The sequence below is a fragment of the Niabella terrae genome, from assembly GCF_054783135.1.
This window is the reverse complement of sequence record NZ_BAAGRD010000012.1, coordinates 253511-277595: the sequence shown is the minus strand read 5'-3', so window position 1 is coordinate 277595 and position 24085 is coordinate 253511. Positions and strand designations below refer to the sequence as shown.

19 protein-coding genes are annotated in these 24085 nt (G+C 41.0%); 15 read left to right on the top strand and 4 right to left on the bottom strand.

Annotated elements, in window-relative coordinates:
• Window positions 1-241: 241 nt before the first annotated feature.
• The 3 genes from ACYVI9_RS14135 to ACYVI9_RS14125 all read right to left on the bottom strand — a co-directional run bounded on the left by ACYVI9_RS14135 (window position 242) and on the right by ACYVI9_RS14125 (window position 2258).
• Window positions 242-982, bottom strand: coding sequence for an SDR family oxidoreductase (locus ACYVI9_RS14135; RefSeq protein ID WP_460765492.1), 741 nt, complete (start codon window positions 980-982; stop codon window positions 242-244).
• A gap of 74 nt (window positions 983-1056) precedes the next feature.
• Window positions 1057-1623: a Crp/Fnr family transcriptional regulator gene (locus ACYVI9_RS14130; RefSeq protein ID WP_460765490.1), complete on the bottom strand. Its 567-nt coding sequence runs from the start codon at window positions 1621-1623 to the stop codon at window positions 1057-1059.
• Window positions 1624-1685: 62 nt separating this feature from the next.
• On the bottom strand, window positions 1686-2258 hold the full coding sequence (locus tag ACYVI9_RS14125; RefSeq protein WP_460765488.1) for a flavin reductase family protein: 573 nt from the start codon (window positions 2256-2258) through the stop codon (window positions 1686-1688).
• A gap of 353 nt (window positions 2259-2611) precedes the next feature.
• On the opposite strand from ACYVI9_RS14125, the gene ACYVI9_RS14120 reads away from it, so the two are divergent.
• A complete protein-coding gene (locus tag ACYVI9_RS14120; RefSeq protein WP_460765486.1) occupies window positions 2612-3460 on the top strand; it encodes a restriction endonuclease in 849 nt (282 codons plus the stop codon).
• Between the two features lie 577 nt (window positions 3461-4037).
• Here ACYVI9_RS14120 and ACYVI9_RS14115 read toward each other — a convergent pair.
• On the bottom strand, window positions 4038-4352 hold the full coding sequence (locus ACYVI9_RS14115) for a hypothetical protein (protein WP_460765484.1): 315 nt from the start codon (window positions 4350-4352) through the stop codon (window positions 4038-4040).
• A gap of 433 nt (window positions 4353-4785) precedes the next feature.
• Here ACYVI9_RS14115 and ACYVI9_RS14110 point away from each other — a divergent pair, with 433 nt between their 5' ends.
• The 14 genes from ACYVI9_RS14110 (at window position 4786) to ACYVI9_RS14045 (ending at window position 24037) form a co-directional block, all read left to right on the top strand.
• Window positions 4786-6438 (top strand): alpha/beta hydrolase-fold protein, encoded by a 1653-nt coding sequence (locus tag ACYVI9_RS14110; protein ID WP_460765482.1) that lies wholly within the window; start codon window positions 4786-4788, stop codon window positions 6436-6438.
• A gap of 151 nt (window positions 6439-6589) precedes the next feature.
• Window positions 6590-8767: an outer membrane beta-barrel protein gene (locus ACYVI9_RS14105; protein ID WP_460765480.1), complete on the top strand. Its 2178-nt coding sequence runs from the start codon at window positions 6590-6592 to the stop codon at window positions 8765-8767.
• 386 nt (window positions 8768-9153) lie between these two features.
• Window positions 9154-9483, top strand: coding sequence for an ArsR/SmtB family transcription factor (locus tag ACYVI9_RS14100; RefSeq protein ID WP_460765478.1), 330 nt, complete (start codon window positions 9154-9156; stop codon window positions 9481-9483).
• A 39-nt stretch (window positions 9484-9522) separates the two neighbouring features.
• The gene (locus ACYVI9_RS14095; protein WP_460765476.1) at window positions 9523-10092 is read left to right on the top strand and encodes a DUF6428 family protein; all 570 of its coding nucleotides are present in this window, start codon (window positions 9523-9525) and stop codon (window positions 10090-10092) included.
• A 14-nt stretch (window positions 10093-10106) separates the two neighbouring features.
• Entirely contained in the window at window positions 10107-10592 is a 486-nt protein-coding gene (locus ACYVI9_RS14090; protein WP_460765474.1) for a GNAT family N-acetyltransferase, read from the top strand.
• On the top strand, window positions 10593-11012 hold the full coding sequence (locus ACYVI9_RS14085) for an arsenate reductase ArsC (protein ID WP_460765472.1): 420 nt from the start codon (window positions 10593-10595) through the stop codon (window positions 11010-11012).
• Window positions 11013-11339: 327 nt separating this feature from the next.
• Complete coding sequence (locus tag ACYVI9_RS14080; RefSeq protein WP_460765470.1) at window positions 11340-11777, top strand: PadR family transcriptional regulator; 438 nt, start codon at window positions 11340-11342, stop codon at window positions 11775-11777.
• A 1-nt stretch (window position 11778) separates the two neighbouring features.
• Complete coding sequence (locus ACYVI9_RS14075) at window positions 11779-12471, top strand: hypothetical protein (RefSeq protein ID WP_460765468.1); 693 nt, start codon at window positions 11779-11781, stop codon at window positions 12469-12471.
• A 677-nt stretch (window positions 12472-13148) separates the two neighbouring features.
• Window positions 13149-14522 (top strand): sulfatase, encoded by a 1374-nt coding sequence (locus ACYVI9_RS14070; protein ID WP_460765466.1) that lies wholly within the window; start codon window positions 13149-13151, stop codon window positions 14520-14522.
• A gap of 184 nt (window positions 14523-14706) precedes the next feature.
• Window positions 14707-17205: a sugar-binding domain-containing protein gene (locus tag ACYVI9_RS14065; protein WP_460765464.1), complete on the top strand. Its 2499-nt coding sequence runs from the start codon at window positions 14707-14709 to the stop codon at window positions 17203-17205.
• A gap of 158 nt (window positions 17206-17363) precedes the next feature.
• Window positions 17364-18833 (top strand): DUF3375 domain-containing protein, encoded by a 1470-nt coding sequence (locus tag ACYVI9_RS14060; protein WP_460765462.1) that lies wholly within the window; start codon window positions 17364-17366, stop codon window positions 18831-18833.
• Between the two features lie 9 nt (window positions 18834-18842).
• Entirely contained in the window at window positions 18843-19424 is a 582-nt protein-coding gene (locus ACYVI9_RS14055) for a DUF4194 domain-containing protein (protein ID WP_460765460.1), read from the top strand.
• Window positions 19405-22827, top strand: coding sequence for an ATP-binding protein (locus ACYVI9_RS14050; protein WP_460765458.1), 3423 nt, complete (start codon window positions 19405-19407; stop codon window positions 22825-22827). The genes ACYVI9_RS14055 and ACYVI9_RS14050 overlap by 20 nt, the downstream gene beginning before the upstream one ends.
• A 73-nt stretch (window positions 22828-22900) precedes the next feature.
• The gene (locus ACYVI9_RS14045) at window positions 22901-24037 is read left to right on the top strand and encodes a Wadjet anti-phage system protein JetD domain-containing protein (RefSeq protein ID WP_460765456.1); all 1137 of its coding nucleotides are present in this window, start codon (window positions 22901-22903) and stop codon (window positions 24035-24037) included.
• Window positions 24038-24085: the final 48 nt, after the last annotated feature.

The window sequence follows — 24085 nt, the reverse complement described above, 5'->3', positions numbered from 1 at the left end:
TCTTGGATTACTTCAAGGAGTTGCAATCACGCCATCAGGTTAGCTAAGGAACCGCCGTATACGGAACCGTACGTACGGTGGTGTGGGAGGTCAGGTAGCGAAATAATCGCTACCTTCCTACCCGATTACTTATTGCGCCAAGTCATTTCAACTGGGATAACATATCAATTTAGAAGGTTATACAAAAGATAAACATAAGAAGGAGGCCGACAAGAGGCCTCCTTTGCTGAACAGGTGCGGGTTACCAGGAAATTTCACCATTGGTCGGATTGGTCTCTTCACTGAAGAATTTTCCTGTCGGACCATTTTTATCTACCAAGGCGTATTTAATAATACGTTGAGCAGCGACGCTGACCTCACCTCCATTGAAAAATGTAAAATCGGTTTTTGTTAATCCCGGGCACACTGCATTTACTTTAAAGTTGGTGTCACGCAATTCATAGGCGAGCTGTATAGTGTACATGTTCAACGCTGCTTTTGAGATAGCATAAACACCATATTTGGCATAGTTATAGGCCGGCCAGTTCGGATCGCTCTGTAAGGAAAGAGAACCGACGCTGGTACTCACATTCACTATTCTCGGTTCTGGGGACTGCCGCAACAGATCAATAAATGCTTGTGTAACGCTTGCCACTCCGATTACATTTGTCTTGAGCGCCTCCAGGTACTGAGTGGTTGTGGCGTCCAAAACGGTATATGGATCGCTCCCACCATTAATACCCGCATTGTTAATAAGGATATCCAGCACTGGCGTCTTGCCGCCAATTTCTACCCGGGCAGTTTGAACCGATTGATCATCGGTGACATCTAGCTGGACGGCTTCAACACCCGTCAAGCCTTCTGCTTGTAATTTCCGTACCGCTTCCAGACCGTTTTCCAAATTCCGGCTTCCCAGGAAGACATAAAACTCCTTTTGTAGTAGCTGCCTCGCTGTTTCAAAGCCAATACCCTTGTTGGCTCCTGTGATTAATACTGTTTTCATATGTATACTCTTTATTTGAGTACAAAATTCCAGTATCGGATAATGAAACTATTTACCAAATGATAAAAAGTGAACTATCGGATATTTTTACGTATCCGGCTTAGGGATTGTTGTGTAATACCGAGGTAGGAAGCAATATGGGACAAAGGAATGCGATTGATCAGCAAGGGGTAATTTTCCAGGAATTCCAGGTATCTTGTGGTAGCATCTTGCGATATGACGGGACCTTTTCTCGACTTTTGATACATGCATAATTGTACCATCTTATTCTTGATATTATCCCATTCGACAATAATATGGGAGAGCTCTTCCCAATCTTTTTTGGAAAAAACAATAAGGGTGCAGTCAGTAATGGCCTGTAGGTATTCGGAGGATGAGGTATTTGCTTCAAAGTTCACATAATCGCACACAAGGCTATTTTCACCAATAAAGCACCGCGTGATTTCTTCACCACGATTATTGTAGTAGCAGCCGCGAATAACTCCTTCGACAATAAAGCCTACCTGCTTAGGGATCTTTCCTGCTTCTGAAAAATAGTCGCCCTTCCTTAACGTGAAGGAAGTTCCTTTACTGACAATAAGCTGTATTTGTTGCTGGTTGAGGTTGCCGAATTTCAGAATGTATTGAACTAGTTCTTCCATAAAATCACCTTTCTAATAATTTCTTTAGAGCGGTGGATGTCGGTTTATCCCGACAACCAATGTTATTTGGTTAAATATTCCCATTTAGTCATACTGGCCCTGAGATCTTTTGTTCGCGCGTCTATACTAAAAGTTCCATCGCCTCTATGATGAAAAATGCGCTGTTCCTTTCTGTCAGTATTTACCCAGGCATTCACCGCTTCCGCAATAAACAGGTTGTACTTGCCAGACAACTGTGTGTTAATGATGCGGCATTCGATGTTGGCCAGGCATTGCTTTATAAGCGGGGCTTTAACTGTTTTTGCCTGCAGGCCATCTAAATTAAATTCTTTAAGCTTGTCCATGTCGGCACCACTGCAATTTCCTATGTCAACAGCTTTTTTCATTAAATCCACACCCGGGATGGCAATGACACACTCTTTGGTTTTTACAAGTGCGCTATAGCTGAAGTCCCAGGGCCCGAGTACAAAAGCAATTAATGGGGGATCATGCTGGACCATCATATGGAAGCCCATTGTCATAATATTGCTTTTGCCTTTGTCAGCTGTTGTTACAAGTACCAAAGGCCCCGGTTCGAGCAGCCGTACTACCTTGTCCAGGGGAAATTTAGTTAATCCATTATGTTTAGAGTCCATTGATCAGTTCGATTTTTTGATTCCTAATACGACAATAGCTTCCAGCAAAGATAATGTTATCGTCAGCGGATTTTTCATAGCATTGTTATCACCAGCCGCCTGAGATCTAAGTCTGCAGGTACTAATTTCGAGCATTAGACGGGATTTCGATTTAACAAATGGTAAAAAATAGTTCCATGTCCATTTAGGTATACTCAAGTGAGTTTCCGGTGTGGTCGGTGTGTCTAGGAAACCAAAATAAGCGATGGAGAGTAAGGTTTTGATCAATTTTACCTTTTTCGAGAATTTATTTAAGTATCTTATGTGGGAAAGGCTGCTTTATGCGATATTTAATTCAAAAATAAGGTAAAAGGATGGGAGTGGAAAACATGAATGAACTTGATTGGAAGGGGTACGAGCAGGTTACCAAGTACACCTACGAAAAACTCGGTAGCAAGTATGGGATCAAGATAAGAGGGCACGGTAGAGATTGCAAGGTGAAGGGAAAATCCGGAGTCGAACACCAGATCGACTTGTTGACAGAACAACCGGTTAGCGAAGGTTTTCACCTTACCGCAATCGAATGCAAGTACTTGAATAAAAAGGTTACCAAGGAGATTGTGATGAAGCTAAATTGCGTGATGAAGGATGCCGACATACAAAGCGGCGTTATTGTTAGTAAAGCCGGTTTTACAAAAGACACAATGGCATATGCAGAGCATGTGGGTATAAAATTGGTGCAATTTAGAAAAGCTGCGGTAGACGATGTAAACTTTGAACAAGCAATCAATGTTGGTGTCCTGGAAGTGCGCACCAAAGCTAGTATTCGTCGTCCCATAATCACAAAAATAGACTTGGGGAGCGAACAGATTACCGACGAGCGTGACATAGAGGCGATGCATTACTTCGAAATAGTTACATCGGAGGGTAGGAAAGCACCATTTAATAATTATATGATGTCCTTCAGTGAGGAGTTACATAGACAACCCCTTCTGCGGACAATTTTCAGAGAGTATCAGCCAATTATTGGAAAAATTGACCGGGGGAATAGAAACGACATCATTATCAAAAAGATCAGTTTTAGTGGGTTTTTAGTTGAAATAGACGCAAGCACCAAGAAATCGTTTCGACTCACTGATCAGGTTTGGATGATTATGAAAGAAATTTTTGAGAAAAAAAGCTATTTACTTTCGGAAAGCGGCATAATATATAACGGGGGATAGGTATATAGTACCAAAAAGTATCAGGAAACGTAATTAAATGTTCCAACTTGTCCGTTTTACCTTTCTTAATCCTACTTTATTTTAGCTTCAATTAGCTTTTTCAGCGGTGGCTATCTTTTCTAAAATTCTTTGGCCTGGCTATCCGCTCTATCTTTTGCGGGGTGGCCTGCTCACCCTTTCTCTCCATGAGCCCGCAAAAAATGCCATTAATATCCATCAAACGAAGGAAGGGTGTTTTCCAATTTCAAGTAAGGTCTTATTCTTCATCTCTCTTATCAAGAAATAATTTACTCAGAGTATTTAGAGTATGAAGTGACTTTACGAAAATACCATGAGCAACCTCTCTGTAGTTATCCTCGCTTATTTCAAAAAAAGCCACGGTTTTTTACAATTTTTATTGGAATTACTAAACCGGTGAGCCATCATGCCTAACCTCAAATCTTGCAAATTTCGTAAGTAGGTAATCATATCTGGTATTTGAATTTGACGGCGATCAAGAAAGCGATCTAACTTTGCAATCCCCTTTTTGTTCTCAACTTTTGGTAATCCTTTTACCAGCATTTCTTCATTTAAACTGTCAATTGTAAGTTTTACTAGAATCAGCATTTTGTTCACAAAACGATCGGATATTATCTTCCGAGGGCAGGTGTAGCGAATTGAAATGATGTAGATCACTGCCTACCGGCTCTTTATAAAAATGCCAACCATATTTTTTAAACCATTTTTTGTTGAATTCCCGGTACTTGGCTTTAAATCGAATATCAAAAGAGTCAGAATCTCTAGCCCAGTTACCCAATATCATAGTAGCATAATAGGATCCGCTAATCCCCATTTTATTTTGTGGAGCAAGATTGTACTGTTTCCAATGAAGTTGCTCTTTCTGTGGTAGCATAGCAGGTCATTCAGAAACACAACGACGTAGTCGTCGTTATTGTTATCCATTTTAACGCTGATATAATTTGATTTAACACGAAATCCATCCACTTGATATTTCTGTGGATTGTTATAATATTTGTTTAGTACTTCTTTTTTGAAATAAACAGGAATAAAGAATTTATGTTCCTCAGCGTTACAAAGAACTGATAGTTCTGTTCCGTCATCATTATTAAACACTAACTTTAAGAAAATAATAAAACTTGATTCAAATGGCGTAAAGGTGATTTTTACAGATCAAATGATATTGAGTCGGCTTATGACTGTATCTATCAATGACTCATTAACAAGGATTATTATTCCTAATATTAATGGATCCGCAACTATTAGTACGAATATAATCCTAGGGTACCGTTTCGATTATTTTATTACTGGTCGAATATTTTAGTAAGATGATTTACAGAATAATTATATTTATAATTGTATTGCAACCTTTCCCAAAGGATCTATATCCTCAACTTGCAATTGACACTAACACCGTAAAGAAAATATTAAATACTGGAGATAAAGCACTAGTTGAGAAAACTTTGGATAGAATTGAAAATTTGGTTTCTACCGGGGATGCTAGTATTGACGATCAATGGCCTGAAATCTTGTACAGTTGCTATTTACTTTCATCCAAAATAGGCGAAGAGTCTGATTCTTGGTATTTTCTTCAAGACGCTGTGTCACATGGATTTGATGATAGCATCCAATATATAACCGACAAAAATAGATATGCTTTAACCACGATTGACGACGATAACGAAAAGCTTTTTCTAAGAATTATGAAATCAAACGGCGAGAATAAAAAACTAATTCGTTCATATATTAATGCATTTGAAAACCCTAAAGGAATTCCATTCGATATAGGTTATAAACTATCAGCGAAAGAACTATATTTGAAATTCTCCAATTGGAACAACTACCCAAGAATACGTAGGGGAATTGATGATGTATTATTCGAACTTACTGACGATAATTATGGAAAAATTCCTTTTAGGGTTCAGATCCCCCAGTCCTATAGTAGATTAGACAAAAGCCCATGCATTATTTTATTACATGGTGCAACAAAGTCTTCTACATTCAAGAAAGCAAATGAACTTAATTTAAATCAGGACTTTTCGGCCGAGGCGTTAGCGAGAGGCTATATTGTAGTAAGACCTATTGCAGATGAAAAAAGATATTTTAGTTGGCAACCCAACCCTTATAGAGAATTCCCCGAAAGTTCGAATTTATCATATATTCTACTGCTCAAAATACTTTCATTTACAAAAAAATATTTAAATATTGACGATAATAGGGTTTTCATTACGGGCCATTCTGATGGAGCTGATGGCGCATATTGTAGTTCCTTATATTTCCCCAATTTTTTTGCAGGCGTAGGAGTGTTTAATTCTATGTTTACCCAGTTGGGCGCAAAGGATCTGTTTTTCGAAAACTACTTATCTAATAGTTATTACATAGTACATTCAACAGAGGATAATCTCAGGCGGGTTTCGCATACAAGACAGGTCGTTAACGCATTACGGAATACATCGGTTAATTACGTTTATAAGGAATATGAAGGGTTTAAACATTATGATAAACATATTTCATTAGAACAGGGGAATCTATATAACTTCTTCGATTCTCTGTCAAGGATTCCCTATCCGGATACTGTTTGTTTTTCTTTTAATAATGGGATATTCAATAGAGTTGCGTGGTTGGAATCTACTACTGGAAATACTTTTAACCTAGCTAGCGATTTTAAATTTAGTAACTCCGGAAGTGCGTTACTAGGCTTGATGAATTTAGGTCCCAAAGATGAAGTCAAATCGAAAGTTATTGCCACATATAAAGATAATGTATTTAGAGTCTTCTGTAGAAATATTGGATCAATAAAGATATTCTTGTCCCCGGTTATGGTCAAGTTTGACAAGCCTGTCACAGTTTTTATCAATGGAAAAGAAACTTATCACAAAAAGGTAGAAGAAGATAGATATTTTATGGCGAAAAATTTCAGGGAAAAATTTGATCGATCGAGAGTATATGCCACGTTTATCATATTAAATAGCCATGATTGAAGAGCGGTGACTATGAAGCGGTTTAATAATTTGCGAAGCTAGTATTACTTGTAGCAATATTCCGGTCCAACTTCAATCTGGGACTAATCAAAAAAAATGGAGGTATTTATCTTCGAAAGATCGGGTAAATGTTTATTTTAAATATGATTTTATGGGACCCTTTAAAAGTTTATTGGTTTTGATATTATCTTTGATTGTTATTGAATCAAATGCCGCTATTGGGTATGAAGTTGAAAAACACATGCTTCCAAGCATCATCGACACAGTACCTTCTAAATCATTAGATACAGTTTTAATAAAAACAATTCCGAAACTAATAACATACAAGTCTGATGGCTTGTTTTTTAATATCTCTCAAAGCCCGTTTTCTCAGGGTGAAAGTATATTTGACATCTTAAAGTATATTCCCAATATTGAAACTGATCAACATGAACGAATTCGAGTAATGGGCAAAGGGGGTTTTATTTTGCAAGTAAATAATCGGAATGTAAATGTCTATGGCGAGCAACAGACAAATTTTTTGAAAACACTTAATTCGGAAAATGTTGAAAAGATTGAAATAATAACGAGTCCTTCTTCTAAGTACGACGCTCAGGGAGCCTCCGCAGTTATTAATATAATTTTAAAGAAGGTTAAACCAGGCACATCAGTTAGTATCTTTTTAAATTCGTCTCAAGGAAAATACAATTCGACATCAGCTGGTGGCAGCTTTGCTATGGGTGGCAAAAAATACTCTTTGGGGATAGATCTGTCAAAAGGAATTGACCATCCGAATGAACGCAAAATTGAGCAGAGAAGACTTAGTGGCAATTCTTTTACAGAATATAATTCTTTCGAAAATTCTCTATCAAAGGATAAAAATTTTAATCTGAGAATCTTTGGTGATTTTAATATTGGAAAAACAATTTTAATTAGTCCTTCTGTCAACATTCTTAATAGCAATGCAAAGGGGAGTTCGATCTCAGATATGACAATCACTTCAGATCAAGTTACAAATGCGAACAGCAATACTACCACGAAAAATAGCAATTACTTAATTATCCCTCAGTTATATATGTCCAAAATTTTGGGGAAGGAAAAATTGGATAAGATAGAATTAAATTTAAATAGTATTAGTTATGAGTATAAATATAATTCCAAGTATGAATATATATCTCAAGGTCCTACTTCAATTTCAGACAGTGTATTCAATGTTGATATTCCAAAAAATAACTCACGAACAAAATCAAGGGAGGCGTCTTTAAATTATGAAAAAACATTTCACGAAGGGTTAAAATTAGAATCGGGAGTGAAATATTTTGCAAATTCATTTTCTAATAAATATGAATATGTTGATCCTGATAATTTAATCCAGTCGCATTATGACTACAAAGAAAATATCACCGCTTTATTTTTTAATCTGAAAAAAGATACCGGAGTAACAACCTACCAGACTGGATTTAGAGTAGAAAAGTCAAATATCAATGGAGTATTAAATAATAACAGCGAAGACATTAATTACAACCTGTTTAATTTTTTCCCAAATTTCTCTTTTAATCATAGGTTTAAAAACAGAACGAATGTTTCGTTAGCGTTTAATACGAGAATTCAACGACCCTCATTTAAAAATTTAAACCCTTCTCGAACTATTTACAACCCATATACTTCAGAAGTTGGTAATCCTGATTTGAAGGCAACATTGACCTATGCTTTTACCGCCAGGTATGCGATGAAATCGGGTGTTAATATTACTTGCAGTTATACAATATTAAAAAACAGTATCTCACAAGTACCCGTTTTAATTGACTCTACTAATAGTATACTAAATAAATATATTAATATCAATAATCGGAGTGTGTCATATTTTGGAGTTTATTACCCAATAAGGGTGTCAAAATCTCTTTTCTCAATATTCAATGGATCCTGTATTTTAAACACTTATTCAAATAATAATGATTTGTACAAACTAAACAAAAAGGCTCAGACATATAGAATTTCAAACACGACAAATTATAAAGCCTCGAAAACATCATCAGTGCGTTTATCGATGATTTATTTTCCGAGAAGCCAAAACGACGTAGCCACTTCGAAGAATAAGTTTATCCTTGATATTGCATTCAAGAAATCTTTCTTTAATCAAGCATTATCTGTGGTGGCAAAAGTTGAGGATCTATTTTATACCGGTAGAGAGATTGGGGTATACACAATTCAAGGTCAAACCGGTTCCTTTGAAAAGTCATTTGATTCAAGAAGGATAAGTTTATCTCTTTCATACAGTATTCAAAAGGGGAAAATAAATAGGAGTACGTCAAAAAATGACAATATCGAGAACCAGGGCAGAATTATGTAACCTGATTTATTTTTAATAAACAAATGGATTCAACTGTAATTTAATATCCATGGAAAATTAATTTATATGGAAATTTGTCAAACCCCGTATCCTAAATTCCCATATGCCCTGGCCAACTGGATACTTTGATCCCGCCTGTTGTAGTTGGTAACTGCCGCTTCTGTATCTGACTTTCGAGCATTTTGTTTTTTCCTGTTCCTTTCTGGGTAACGATGGAGCATCCCTGGCGCGCAGCAAATTGCTAATCTGAGGGCCTGTGAAAAAAGTAATCAGTGGAATAAAGTTGTCAATCCGGTCAAAAATGCCGCTTTGGATGATTTGTCATATACCCAATCTTTTTCATTTTATTTTATTTACAATATTAATCGTAATATTGCAATACGGTTATGGGTTTAACAAGAACTGAAATATTTACTGAGGAGCAAAACCAGCTTGCTACCATGCTAAAAGCGCTGGCGCATCCTGCCCGGATTGCTATCCTGCAATCTATTATCCGCGCAAACACCTGCATTTGTGGTGAACTGGTAGGGGAGTTAGGTCTGGCGCAGCCAACCATTTCCCAACACCTGAAGGAATTAAAAAATGCCGGTATCATTCAGGGAAATATTGAAGGGGTACGGGTCTGCTATTGTATTGATCCCCAAGCCTGGAAATTATTGAAAAGCAGTCTTTCTGCTTTTTTAGATTCCTATAAAGGAGGAAGCACCTGTTGCTAAAAAAATTTGATCTCATTAATCGTAAAATTGCAATATAATATGAACAATTCTGAATTTATCAACTGGCAGTCATTTAAAAACGAACTGGGTAAATATCCGAACCAGGTTTTACAGTTTGAATATGCAGAAGGCAAATGGGTCGATGCCTCTTACCATATTACTGAAATCAAGCAGGCGCCTATTGTTTCCGTGGATTGCGGTGGTGTGATGAACGCCTGGACAGAGATTATCGTGCAGCTTTGGGAACCTCGCGAAACAGAAGAAGGCCGGGCTATGCAGGTCAGTAAAGCGCTGTCAATTGTAGACATTGTAGAAAAGAAATTATCATTGAATCCTACAGCTATTGTAAAGATAGAGTTTGGAAATTCTAAATTTGATACCCGCCAGATGTACCCGAATTCTTTTACCGTGAAAGATGGCAACCTGGTTATTGGCCTTAGTCCGGATTATACCCAATGCAAGGCAATTGGCCGCGGCCAGAGCTGCGGTACCCCTGCTGAAGGAGAAGCCTGCTGCGCACCCGTTGATAAAACAGAGAAGAAAAAAATTGAAATGGTAAACCTTGCAGCCGACGGGCAGGCCTGTACGCCGGGAAGCGGTTGTTGCTAAGCAATACACAATCTATGCAAATTCGCAATTTAGAAAGCCAGGATTGGCAAGTGGTAAAGGAAATTTATGAATTAGGCATTGCAACCGGCGATGCTACTTTTCAAACCGAAGCCCCATCGTGGGAGGAATGGGACAAAAATCACATTCAAACCTGCAGGCTGGTATTAGAAATAGAAAGTTTGATTGTTGGTTGGGCTGCCCTTACTCGGGTGTCCTCCCGCTGCGTATATGCCGGAGTTGGCGAAGTCAGTGTCTACATTCATCCTGCGCAATCAGGCAAGGGCTATGGTTCGCAATTGCTGAATGCCCTTATTGAAGAAAGCGAAAAGCAGGGTATTTGGACATTACAGTCTGGCATCTTCAGGGAAAATATTGGAAGTCTCCGTATACACGAAAAAACAGGATTCCGGTTAGTGGGCTACCGTGAAAAAATTGGGAAAATGAATGGTATTTGGCGGGATACGCTGCTATTGGAGCGAAGAAATCAAAATATAAAATAAATGAAAAAAGTATTGGTACTCTGTACCGGGAATAGTTGCCGGAGCCAGATAGCAGAAGGCTTTTTGAGACAATTTGCTGGTGATAAGGCACAAATTTACAGTGCGGGCATTGAAACTCATGGCGTAAACCCTAAAGCAATAAAAGTGATGGCAGAAGATGGAATTGATATTTCCGGCCACACTTCAAACAATGTGAATGAATATGCTGGTATTGACTTTGACTACGTAATTACTGTTTGTGATAACGCCAAAGAAAACTGCCCGGTATTTCCTTCGAAAGCAGAAAAATTTCATTACGATTTTCCGGACCCGGCCAAGGCTACCGGCACTGATGAAGAAGTCATGAATGAGTTCCGCAGGGTGCGTGATATGATCAAAAAATATAGCCAGGACTTTGTAAAAGAAAATATTGGTATCTAAAAAGCAAAAAACTGTGTCTGCTCAAAATTGCGCACCTGCTCACGAACGGAGAAAATTAAGTTTCCTGGATCGGTACCTTACCCTATGGATTTTCCTGGCAATGGCTGTTGGTCTGGAATACTTCTTTCCATCTTCCGCCACCTTTATCAATTCCCTTTCCCGGAAAATGACCGAAGAGTTGTCCTGATGGCCGAAGACCGAAGCCAGAAAACTCTTTCCACACCGGTAGGGCAACAATGAGTAAATTCTCTTTTTTTTAAATACTGCTAAATGGGAAGATGGTGTTCCCTATAAATAGTTTGTCCTGGAGTGTCTAAAACTAGAAAATTGTTTAAAGCCAGCGTTTCTTGCATAGAATTTTTAAAAACCACATACATCGGATACTTATGTATTGATTATTTATGTATATTTGAAATACAAAATGATACTTTTTTGAATAAAATCAACTTATATAAGGGATGTCTTGAGCCCATCTTACTTAAACTTTTAAAGGATAATGGCCGCATGTATGGTTATGAAATCACGCAGAAAGTAAAAGAGATTACCACCGGCGAGTTGCAAATTACGGAAGGGTCGCTTTACCCTTTGCTGCACCGCCTGGAGGCTAACGGTGTGCTAACCGTGGAAACGGAAAACCTGGGTAACCGTATTCGTAAGTATTATTCCCTGACTACAACCGGAAAAAAAGAACAGATAAAGGCTACAGCTGAATTGGAAGCCTTTAGGAACACATTGCAACTTATTTTCAATCCTAAACTCACATGATATGCTTACCAAAGAACAAATTCAATCTCTTGACCAGTTCTGTCAGAAAAAAGGTGTGCGTTATTATGATCTTAAAATGGAAATGGTAGATCATCTTGCGGCAGGCATTGAGGAAAGGGTTGCAGCAAATTCCAACGTAGGGTTTAATACAGCCCTTCAGCAGGTATATGCATCCTTTGGTATTGCTGGGTTTTCAAAACTGGTACAACAACGAGAGGAAGCTGCACGGAAGGCCTGCCGGAAAAAAGAGTTCCGGCTTTTCCTCGATTTTTTTACATTTCCAAAAGTTGCCATCTCCCTACTTCTTTTTTTTCTTTTAATGGCACCTGTATCTATTTTTAAAATACAGGATGCTGGCGCAGTGTATAAGATATACTGTGTTTTTCTCTTTGTTTTCAGTATTTTGTCCGTCATTTTCGTGAGCAGGAAATTCAAACGCCCGATTCAGAAGTTGCTTACATTAAAAGGCACAGGAACCTTCACGGTATTTATAGGTCTTTTCCAGGTGCCGAATTTGTATTACAACCTTGCTATTAAAGGCTTTGAGATTGATATTAATCATGCACTATGGTTTAATCCGGTAATGGCTGGATTTTGCACCCTTGCTGTTCTATTTACACTGGCTCGATATCATGCTTATAGAATCACCTACAACCATGCCCGTTATCACTACCCAATGGCATTTGAGAAATAATTAAACAGCACAACACAACGGTAGGCCTTCTAATGTGAATAATTGCCAAGCTGCTTGTTCAAAAGCACTTTATGGATCTACCTTTCTGTTTGGATACCCTGGAAGAAGCCTCAATTTCGACTATGACCAGTATTTTGAACTCATATCCGTAAATGTAATGATACCTCTTAAACTATATTGACACTCAAATTTCGCAAACGCCCCCATTTTAGGAATAATCTGGTGCTTTGTATACAATAGGATCCATACTAATTGCTGTTTTAGTTGTAAGCCGACCTAACGGACATTGCAGATGCTAGTTCTCTTATCCGTATTTGTGATATCTGGAACATTTTGATTTTCCAAAAAAAAACCGGGCGATTTACCCCGCGACTGAATAAAGAATATTTGATAAATGCATTAAAAATGTCAAATTAACAAATAATGAGTAGCTTTATTTGAGAACGGCTGTCGGAATTCATAAAATAAGAAATAAAATTAGATAAAGCATCTAATTATGATTTATCTTTCGGTTGACAATATTTGACGATAGCGGGCAGGCAGGACTCAGTGGTGTGTATTGAGTTATAATTTTCAATAAAAAAGTTTTAATGAAAAGACTGATCTTAGTTCTCCATTTTATTTTTATGGCGGGCCTATCATTGCTTTGGGCAAAGGATCCACCTAAACCGAATATCGTGTTGATTTTAATAGATGATATGGGTTGGAAGGATGTAGGGTTTATGGGTTCCTCCTATTATGAAACACCTAATATAGACCGACTGGCAGCATCGGGGATGCGTTTCACTCAGGCGTATGCCAGTTCCTCGAACTGTGCGCCGACCCGGGCCAGTCTACTGAGTGGTCAGTATACCCCCCGTCATGGTGTCTATACCGTAGGAAATTCAGATCGGGGTAAAGCTGAGCAACGTCGTCTGGTACCGCTAAAGAATTCGCTGGGTATTCCGTTGGACAAGATCACCATCGCTGAAGCATTGCGACCAGCAGGATATGTGAGCGCGGCAGTGGGAAAATGGCATATTGGCCATACGCCGCAAGAACAGGGGTTTGATTTTGGAATAGATCGTAAGGAATTGGGCTATAAAGGTCATCGTAAAGAAGGTGATGCCTATCTCACTGATAAGCTTACTGATATCGCCATAGATTTTATGGAGCAGCACAATCCCCAAAAGACGGGCAAACCTTTTTTTCTGTATCTGGCGCACCATGCGGTTCATACGCCCATCCAGGCTAAAAAGGAATATATTGAGAAATTCCGAAAAAAATCAGGATCCGGATGTCAGCAGGACCCTACTTATGCAGCCATGATCCAGAGCGTGGATGAAAGCGTTGGCCGGATTAACGCATCGCTGGAAAAAATGGGTATCAGCGAGAATACGATACTGATCTTTTTCTCCGATAATGGGGGACATGGCGCCATTACCTGTCAGCGACCGCTGCGTGGCGGTAAGGGCATGTATTATGAAGGCGGCATAAGGGAACCGATGTTTGTTTACTGGCCGGGCAGGATAAAAAAAGGGGCTGTCTGTCAACAGCCGATTATGAGTACTGATTTTTATCCGACTTTTTTAAGCCTTGCCGGACTGCAGCCCGCCAAAAACTACTTGCTGGATGGTGAGGATATTTCACCATTGCTTTATGGTGCATCATCAGTCGAACGACCACCTTTATTCTGGTATTTTCCTGCTTACCTGGAAGCTTATAAGGGGTTAACGGAAGATTCCAGGGACCCGGCCTTCCGCACCCGGCCTGTAAGCGTGATCCGGAAAGGAGACTGGAAGCTACTGTTATTTCACGAAGAATGGAGTCTTGATGGAGGTATGGCTAAAATTGCGACGAACCGTGCCGTAGAGTTATATAATTTGAAAGAAGATATCAGTGAAAAGGTTAATCTCGCGAACAAGGAAATTAAAAAAAGGGACGAACTCCTCAAAGACTTATTTCAATGGCAAAAAGAGACCGGAGCGACTATATTGTCCCGACCCAACAGCCAGATCAACAGAGAATCAGGTAGGGGAAATCGTGAGAAAAGGAAGAAAAAGGCGGTTTAGCCTTTTTCCGGTAGAAATCGTAGCTATACAGAACGGGTAACCGGCGACCAGGAGTAAACGACCAACACTTTTCAGAAGATTAAATAGAAAAATGATGATAGGTGACTTTTTCGATAGTTTCTAAAAGATACCTGCCGGAGAATTTTGATCCGGCAGTCATTAAAAAGTTTTTTAAATAGTATAAATGAAAGGGATACAGATTAAATATGTCATGGTGCTAACATTCATATGCCTGGTGAATGTTCTGTTAACAGCTGCATATGGTCAAGTGGGATTTGGTCAGGCGGAAAAAATAAATCGAGACTGGAAATTCGCTTTAAATGATGTAGACCAGGTCGAAACATCTTCTTTTGATGACAAGAACTGGCTACGGGTGGATCTGCCTCATGATTGGAGTGTTAAAGGCCGGCTGGATTCTGTATTGGCCAGCTGTACGGGTTATCTGCCTGGAGGTATCGGTTGGTACCGAAAACGCCTGGAGATCAACTCGACACATGCGGGGCAGAAAGTGTATCTGTATTTTGAGGGAGTATATAACCGCAGCGATGTGTATATAAATGGCCATCTGCTGGGCCATCGTCCTAACGGCTATATTTCATTTATGTATGATGCTACGCCTTACATCGAATTTGGTAAAGAGAATATTATATCTGTCAGAGTCGATCATAGCAGGTATGCAGATTCCCGTTGGTATACAGGATCGGGGATTTACCGGAATGTGTGGTTGGTGTATGCTAATCCGCTGCACCTTGCCCAATGGGGCGTTTTTTCCTTTCCCCAGGTTAAAAATGATAAGTACCAGTTACATATTAAAACGGAACTTGAGAATGAAAGCCGGAAAGAAGAAAATTTAACTGTCATACAGGAGCTGTTTTCACCGGACGGTAAAACTGTAGCAACAGTCAAAAAGGAGTTAATGGTAAAAGCCGGGCAGAAAGGCGAACTGAGTGTTGATTTACCGGTACAAAATCCCAAGTTATGGGATCTTGCGACGCCCCATCAGTATAGGCTGGTAACCAAAGTGGTTCACAAAGGGAAATTGGTGGATAGCTCATCGGTAATGACCGGATTCAGAAATTTTCAGTTCGACCCCAATACCGGGTTTTCGCTAAACAGAAAGAATATAAAGATGAAAGGCGTCTGTCTGCATCATGATGCGGGCGTATTGGGAGCCGCGGTACCAAAGGAAGTTCTGAAGAAAAGGCTGATGACACTCAAGGAAGTAGGTGTGAATGCGATACGTACGTCCCATAACCCTCAGTCGCCGGATTTGTATGCAGTTTGCGATGAATTAGGTATGCTGGTACTGAATGAGGCCTTTGATGAATGGGAGTTCCCAAAAAGAAAATGGTTGGAAGGCTGGAATGTAGGGAAACCGGGTTCCGATGGCAATTATGATTTTTTCGAACAATGGGGAGCCAGGGATTTGGCAGATATGGTAAGAAGAGACAGGAACCATATTTCCATCTTTGCCTGGAGTATTGGAAATGAAGTGGACTATCCCAATGACCCTTATTCGCATCCCATATTGGACGGTGACGGCGGTTTTACACAAAGAAGTTTCGGGGGCTACAGAAAAGATGCTCCCGATGCCAACCGGTTGGGAGTGATCGCCAAGAAACTGGTGGGAGTTGTGAAGCAATACGATCTTTCCCGCCCGGTCACTGCAGGTTTGGCCGGTGTGGCCATGTCAAATGAAACGGCCTATCCGGGCGCTTTGGATATAGCCGGATACAATTATACGGAGAGTCGTTACATCAGTGATCATAAAAAATATCCCCGCCGCGTAATCTTTGGCAGCGAAAACCGACATGATTACCAGGCCTGGAAAGCGGTATTGGATAACGAACATATTTTTGGCCAGTTTTTATGGACGGGAATTGACTATTTGGGGGAGTCTGGCAAATGGCCTTCCCGCGGATTTTATTCAGGATTACTGGACTTTGCAGGCAATATTAAGCCAAGAGGGTATTTCCGACAGGCTTTATGGAGTGAAAAACCCATGGTATATATTGGGACTTATCCTATAAAGGGCGCGCCATCGGGTATTGCCGAAGATGTACTTTCCCAGACTGAAAATGACAGAAAGCGATCTGAAAGATTATCGATAGACGCCTGGCCCGTATGGAATTATAAAATAGGCACTACGATCAGGATTGTCTGTTATACCAATACGCAAAAAGCTCAGTTACTACTTAATGGTAAAAAGCTGGGTGAACCCAAAGGAAATGATCCGGCTACCCGGATCATCTACTGGGACATTCCTTACCAGGCAGGGACACTGGAGGTTATCGGAATGGATGAGAATAACAAAGCCGAAGCCAGATATGCCATTACAACCCCACAAGAGGCTTATGCTATTCAGGTAATTGAATCTGATAATAAGATCGAGAAAATCGGCGGCGTTGCTCAGATAAGGCTTCAGATTAAGGATAAGGACGGGATTCCGGTAAAAAATGCCATGAATGAAATCCTGTGTGAAATAGCAGGCCCCGGTGAATTATTAGGATTGGAAAACGGTAATAATACGGATATGGGAGATTATACCAATGACCGTCAACAGGCTTATAGGGGTAAACTTACGGCTTATGTGCGCTCCAAAGCCGTGTCAGGAACAATAAAGATAAAATTCAGCTCAAAAGGATTAAAATCTTCTATCGTAAGTATTGCCATAAAAAAGTAATCAGTAGCTTCGACTACCCCGATTTTTAGGTAAGGGAAATATAGATTTGTTTGCCGATTGCGCAAGAGCACCGCCGGGATATGCCGCCGGGAATATATTCATTTGAACCTCCGCATTTTATCTTATTTTGCGCCATTCTAAATTTGATGCAAAAAGGCATGACAACCGAGAATATAGATATTTTGATCCGTTCTTCTCCTGCATTACAGATGTTGCGGATGAGAAGTGTCGGCTGGGTATTGCCTTTTTTGTACCAGGCGTTTAAGGAGCAACGGATGATGGTCATGAAAGAGGACCAGCTATTGCCCCTGCTGGCTGATATGCTGAATACGCAGGTCGAGGGTACGGAGGACCTGGAAGATGCAAGGATCGAATTCGGGGAAGACGAAATGAGCAGAGCCCGAAAATACCTGCAAAGCTGGGTTCAGAAACGTATGCTGCAGGATTTTCCTGACACGGAGGGGAATACAAATTATCAACTCAGCGCCTATACGGAGAAAGTGTTTCAATGGATGCAGAATCTCCAGGTGGGGCAACATCATGTGGGTACGGAAAGCCGCTTTAAGATGTTATTTGCCTCACTTCGCGATATGGTAGAGAATACGGAGGATGATCGGGAGAAAAAACTACAGATTTTAAAAGATCGCCGTGCGGAGATTGATAAGGAGATCAAAGCGATTGAACTGGGCGTGGCACCGCAACGGTATAATAATGCGCAGGTGCAGGAAAGGGTGGATCTGTTCACTAAATTATGCTATGAGTTGATTGGAGATTTCCGGGAGGTAGAAGATAATTTTAAACAGATTCACCGAAGTATCGTTGAACAACATACCAAGGCAGAGCAAAATAAAGGTGCAATTCTGGGCTTTGCTTTTGAATCTTTTGATGCATTACGCAGCAGTAATCAAGGAAAAAGTTTCTATGCTTTCTGGGACTTTCTGATATCCCGTAGTGGGCAGGAAGACTGGCGTCAGCTCACTGAACAATTGCTGATATTGCTCGAAGATCGGGGATTGGACACTGATACTGTCTTTTTGCAGAATATTAAATCGTTTTTACTCGAGCAGGGAAAAGCGGTATATGATGCCAATGATAAAATGGCGGAGAAACTGAGCCGTATTATCAGCGAAAAGGAAATAGCAAGGCATCGAAGGTTGCGGCAACAAATCGGTAGTATTAAGGAGCTGATGTTTGAGTTGATGGAAGAAGAGTTTGTTGAAGCAGGTTTGATATTGGAAGAAGCTGCGGAAATTAAAATGGTGATGGACCGAAAGCTAATGTTGGAGGAAAAAAAAGCGCCGGGGGTATTAAAGCAGCCCGTGGCTGCTGTAGAAAAGATAGCGGACGTGGAACGTTTTAGCCGGCTGCTGAATACGACATTTATTGACAAAAAATTGCTCTGGCTTAAAGTGGAACAGGCATTGGAGCGCACCCAAACAGCAACATTAGGGGAAGTGCTGGAAGCTACTTCACTGGACAATGGACTGGCGGAAGTAGTCAGCTATTATGGGTTTGTAAAGGAGAAGCGAAAAAGAGCGCAGGTAATCGAATCTACGGTGGAATTGATAAAATTGAATAAAGAAGCGACCAGGTTTGTGGAGGTTCCTTACCTCTTATTTAGTAAATAGAAATTAAAGATGACAGATAAAATTCATTTATTTACACCTGTTTTCATTAAACTCTTAAGGGGACCCGTTGAGTATCTGGAAAAAAGTACCTGGGATAAACTGTTACAATACAAAGCAGAGCTTATCGTTTTTTTGCAACATTTGGGTCTGACACTGGTCTTGGACGAACAGGATGGTTATGCATATATTAAACATACGGTTCTGGAAGAAGACGCGATGAGTGTAAGCTGGATACAGCGACGAGGGCTGACTTATGACGAAAGTGTGATGTTGGTCTTATTGCGTGATATGATGGCAGAATTTGAAGTGGGGGATGCTACCTATCGTGAATTGATCAAGAAACGAAGGGAAATAAAGGAGTATGCCGAACTTTTTTTCAAGGAAAATGCCAGCCGCGTAAAAATGTTAAAGGATATTGACCGGCTGATTGACCGTGCTGAAGAAAATGGATTCCTGGACCGTTTAGAACACCATGATCTGGCCGATGAGCAGAAGTTTCGGATAAAAAAGATCATTAAAGCACGTGTAGACAGTGAGGTGTTAGAAGATTTTAAACAGCAACTAACCGCATATGCAACTAAGCGTATTTAGTACAGACAGTGTAAAAAGTGGATTTCGGTTGCAATACATGGAGGTATTGAACTGGGGGACATTTGATGAACAGATATATCGTATTAGCCCCGGAGGAGAAACGAGTTTGTTGACCGGTGCAAATGGCAGCGGTAAAACAACCTTTGTGGATGCATTACTTACGTTGATTGTGCCTGAAAAAAGGCATCGTTTTTATAACCAGAGCAGCGGCAGTGAAAAGAAAGGCGATCGTACGGAAGAGTCCTATGTTATGGGAGGTTTTGGCACCATCAATAGCGAAAGTGGTGTTACAAAGACATTGTACCTGCGTGAAAATAAGGAAACTGCCTACAGTATTTTATTGGTGAATTTTGCCAACGAAGCCATGCAGGAAGTAACCCTTTTTCAGGTGCGCTATTTTACCAAGGGAGAAATGAAGAAAGTCTTTGGTATTGCCCATAAAAGTCTGCATATCGAAACGGACTTTAAGCCTTTTGATCTGGGGAATATCTGGCGAAAGCGTTTGGACCAGCAATACAATAAAGGCAGTCGTAAGCATGTGGAATGGTTTGATGCGGCGAGCCGGTATGCGAACCGGATGGTGTCAGTATTGGGCATGCAAAGTATCCAGGCGCTTACGTTATTTAACCAGACTGTGGGTATTAAAGTGCTGGGCAATCTGGACGATTTCATACGAAAGCATATGCTGGAACCCAAGGACATGGAGTCTCAGTTTCAGGAATTGAAGCAGCATTTAACCACGCTATTGGATGCACAACGCAATATTGAAAAGGCAGAGGAACAAATTCGTTTACTCCGGCCCATTGAAGAACATTTTGGCGCCTTTAAAGAACTGCAGGTAAAGCAACAGGATTTGGAGCAAACGATCCAGACAGCTGTATTATGGAAAAGTTTCACGCATGATCTTTTATTACAACAGGCTTTGGAATCCGGACAGACTGATCTCCGGGAACTGGATAACCGTTCCCTGGAAATTAAGGAACAGGTGCAGACCCTGCGTGAAGAAGAGCGGATCATTCGTAATCAGATAGATCAGAATAAGGCCGGGCAAAGGTTGCAACAACTCGAGCAGGAGTTGCATGAGCTGCAGGCAAGGGAAAAAGAAACGGCGAGAAATCAGGAGCAGTTTACCGAGTGGTGTACGGTCTTGAATTTTAAGGAAACTTCCGTATCAGATGAGCCTGGTTACAAGCGGATCCGAAAGGAAGCCGAAAGAACCGGCGATCAACTGCGCCAGGAGGACCAAACCAATCGGGACGAAGATTTCAACGCCAAAAACCGACAACGGGAAGCCCTAACTGAAAAGGAAAGCATTGAGGTCGAGCTGAATGTATTGTTACACAGCAAAAGCAATATACCGGCACAACTTGTCCGGCTGCGTCGTGAATTATGTGATAATTTAAAACTGGATACCACCGAACTGCCCTTTGCAGGAGAATTGATGCAGGTTAAAGCGGAAGAGCGGGGCTGGCTACCCGCTTTGGAAAAGCTGTTGTATGGTTTTTCACTTCGGCTGCTGGTGCCTGACCGGCATTACAAACGGGTGACACGATATATTAATCAAACCAATCTGGGAACCCGGCTGATATACCATCATGTGACGGATCCTATTGCTGTTCTGGCCGAGGATCAGACGGTTTTTTATAAATTGGATTTTCATCCGGATCATGCATTGTCAGAATGGGTTCAACAACAAATTGTTCAGCAGTATTCCTATATCTGCCTGGATGATGAAAAATCAATTGAACGGTATGATAAGGCTATTACCCTCAATGCGCTTATCAAAAACAGGAGCCGGCATGAAAAAGATGACCGGCCGGGGATGCGCGATGCAAGCCGCTATGTTATGGGCTGGAATAATGAACAGAAAAAGGAATTGCTGATGGGTCGCCGGCATAGTCTGGTGGGTGAACTGGATGACATAAATGAAAGGATAGAACGCTGCAGGACCCGTTCCGAAAGATTGAAAGGTAAGTACTTAGCTTTGAGCCGTATTCAGGAGCACGAAGGATACCTGGTACTGGATGTTGCCGGGGTCCAGCGGCAAATGCATCAGACGGAAGGACAAATAAAAGAGCTGCGTGAAAGCAATAAACAGCTACAGGCACTTCGTACCCAGCTTGATGAAAAAATGGAGCAGCTGGCGGCTACTGAACTTCTACGGGAAACCTGCACAGGTGAAAAAACGCTACTGCAGAACCGTATCGATACAATGGAGGGGCAACGAATGGCCTTGCAGAATTTACTGGAACATATCACTGCGAACGATAAAGATGCATTGTTGGTGTTCCAGCAACAACATGCCGGTACGATCGGCGGCGTGGGCCTGGAAACCATGGAGGAAACCTACCGGCAGTTTAAAGAACAGCTCGAAAAGCAAGCGCAGACGATACAGCAGCGACTGTACCGGGAGGAAAATGTCTTAAACAGATGTATCGGACAAATCAAAAATCCGCCACCGGCTATTTTGCAGCGTTTTCCGGATTGGTACAGTGATGTTCAGTTCCTGCCAGATGAAGCTATCTATGCAGATGATTTTAAGGAATGGCTGGATAAACTAAATACCGAAAATCTTCCCAGGTACCGGCGTGATTTCGAAAACTTTATTAATGATACCATTACCTATAAAATCGGTGGCCTCAATGAGGAAATGGAGAAATGGGAACGTGAAATTAATTATAGTGTCGACAAGCTGAACAGTTCATTAAGCGGCATCAATTTTAACCGGTTACCGGATACCTATATCCAGCTGGGAAAAAGAGCTGTGGCGGATGCCACCATTAAGGCTTTCCGAACAGCATTACTGGACGCCCTGCCGCAGGCAGCTAACTGGCAACAAAGCGCATTTGAGGAAAAAGCCCTTCATTTTCGCCAGAAAGTACAACCTTTGATCGACAGTCTGGATGAAAGTGAAATGTACCGGGCCAGGGTGATGGATGTGCGTAACTGGTTTGAGTTTTGGGCGGATGAGAAATACCGGAATACAAATGAATTAAAAAAAACCTACCGTCAAATGGGACAGTTGTCGGGCGGGGAAAAGGCGCAGTTGACCTATACAATATTATGCAGTGCCATTGCTTATCAGTTTGGCATAACACGGGAAGGCAATAACAGCAGGAGTTTGCGGTTTATTGCAGTTGATGAAAGTTTCAGTAACCAGGACGAAGATAAAGCTACTTATCTGATGGAACTGTGCAAACAGCTGCACTTACAGCTGCTGGTCGTTACGCCAAGTGATAAGATCCAGATCGTTCAGGATTTTATCGCCCATGTCCACCTCGTTCAAAGAGTCAATAATCGTCATAGTATCATGTATAATATGACGATTAAGGAATTGCAAAGCGATATCAGAAAGCATGCAATAACCGTAACTTCGGAGACCGCAGGTTCGGCAACCCTCTGAGAAGCTGTTATATTTGTGAGAGTTCCCAGTCGGTTGCTTTGCCTTATCCGAATAGAAATGTAGTATTGACAGCATGATAGAAGCTTATCTTCAACAACTGAGAAAGTATTATAAGAGCTATCTGAAAAGCGTGATTTCAGGGGAGCCTTTTACGCCTTTTATACTTCGTGGCGGTAAGAGTAAGCCCAGGACCACTGTCGAACTACATACATTGATTGCAATGTTCCAGCAATTTGAAAAAAAAGCTCCCCAAAAAGGATGGACGATCAGCTGGGAAGACTGGAGCAGCCGAATATTGGGTAAACAAATTTGGGCGTCTAAAATTGTTGTTGAAACCGAGGCAGATTATCTGTTTCTTTTGGATAAGGAGCAGGAAACCGCAGGGTTTAAGCAGCAGCTGCAAAGCCTGGTTGACTGGCGCCCTGAGATTCGGGGTTTTCTGTTGGATAGCCCGGAGAAGGTATGGGAACTAAAGCAGGTTTGGCCATCGATTCAGAAAGTAGTTGATTATCTGCTGGCAAATGATGTAAGCCTTCATTATTTACGTAGCATTCCCGTCCCGGTTCATTCCAAATTTATGGAAAATCATCAGTCCGTAATACTGAGAATACTGCAAGTGTTGGCTCCCGAGAGGTTTACGGCCGCAAGCAGGTCGTTGGGCGAAACATTGTCAGTCCGAAGGAAACCCCATATTTATCCCGTGCGATGGCTTGATGCCACTCTTGCCCTTGACCTGATGCATGGGATGGAGGTGGTTGGAATAACGGACGAGACGATGCAACATGTGGACTGGAATATACAGGAAGTCTGGTTGGTGGAAAATGAGACCAATCTGTATCTGATTCCTCCGAGAAAGAATGCGCTGGCAATTTTTAGCAGAGGATATGCGACTCATAGACTTGGTAATATTCCATTTTTCAGCAGGGGACGCTTACTGTATTGGGGCGATCTGGACGAGGATGGTTATGAAATGTTGAATGCCATGCGAGAATATTACCCTCATTTGCAAAGTGTGTTTATGGACGAAAATACATTACGGTTACATGTCGGAGAGTTGGGCAAGCAAAATGCCGTATACAAGACCTCGGTGCTGCCCTGGTTAACTGAAAAGGAACGTGCCGCTTATCATATATTAAAGTTTCAAAATGGCAGGCTGGAGCAGGAGAGAATTCGTCAGGATTATATAGCGGACGAATTATTGAAAATCTGACAGCTCTGTAAGGAAAATTTCCTTGCGGATCCTGCAGTGACTATCTTT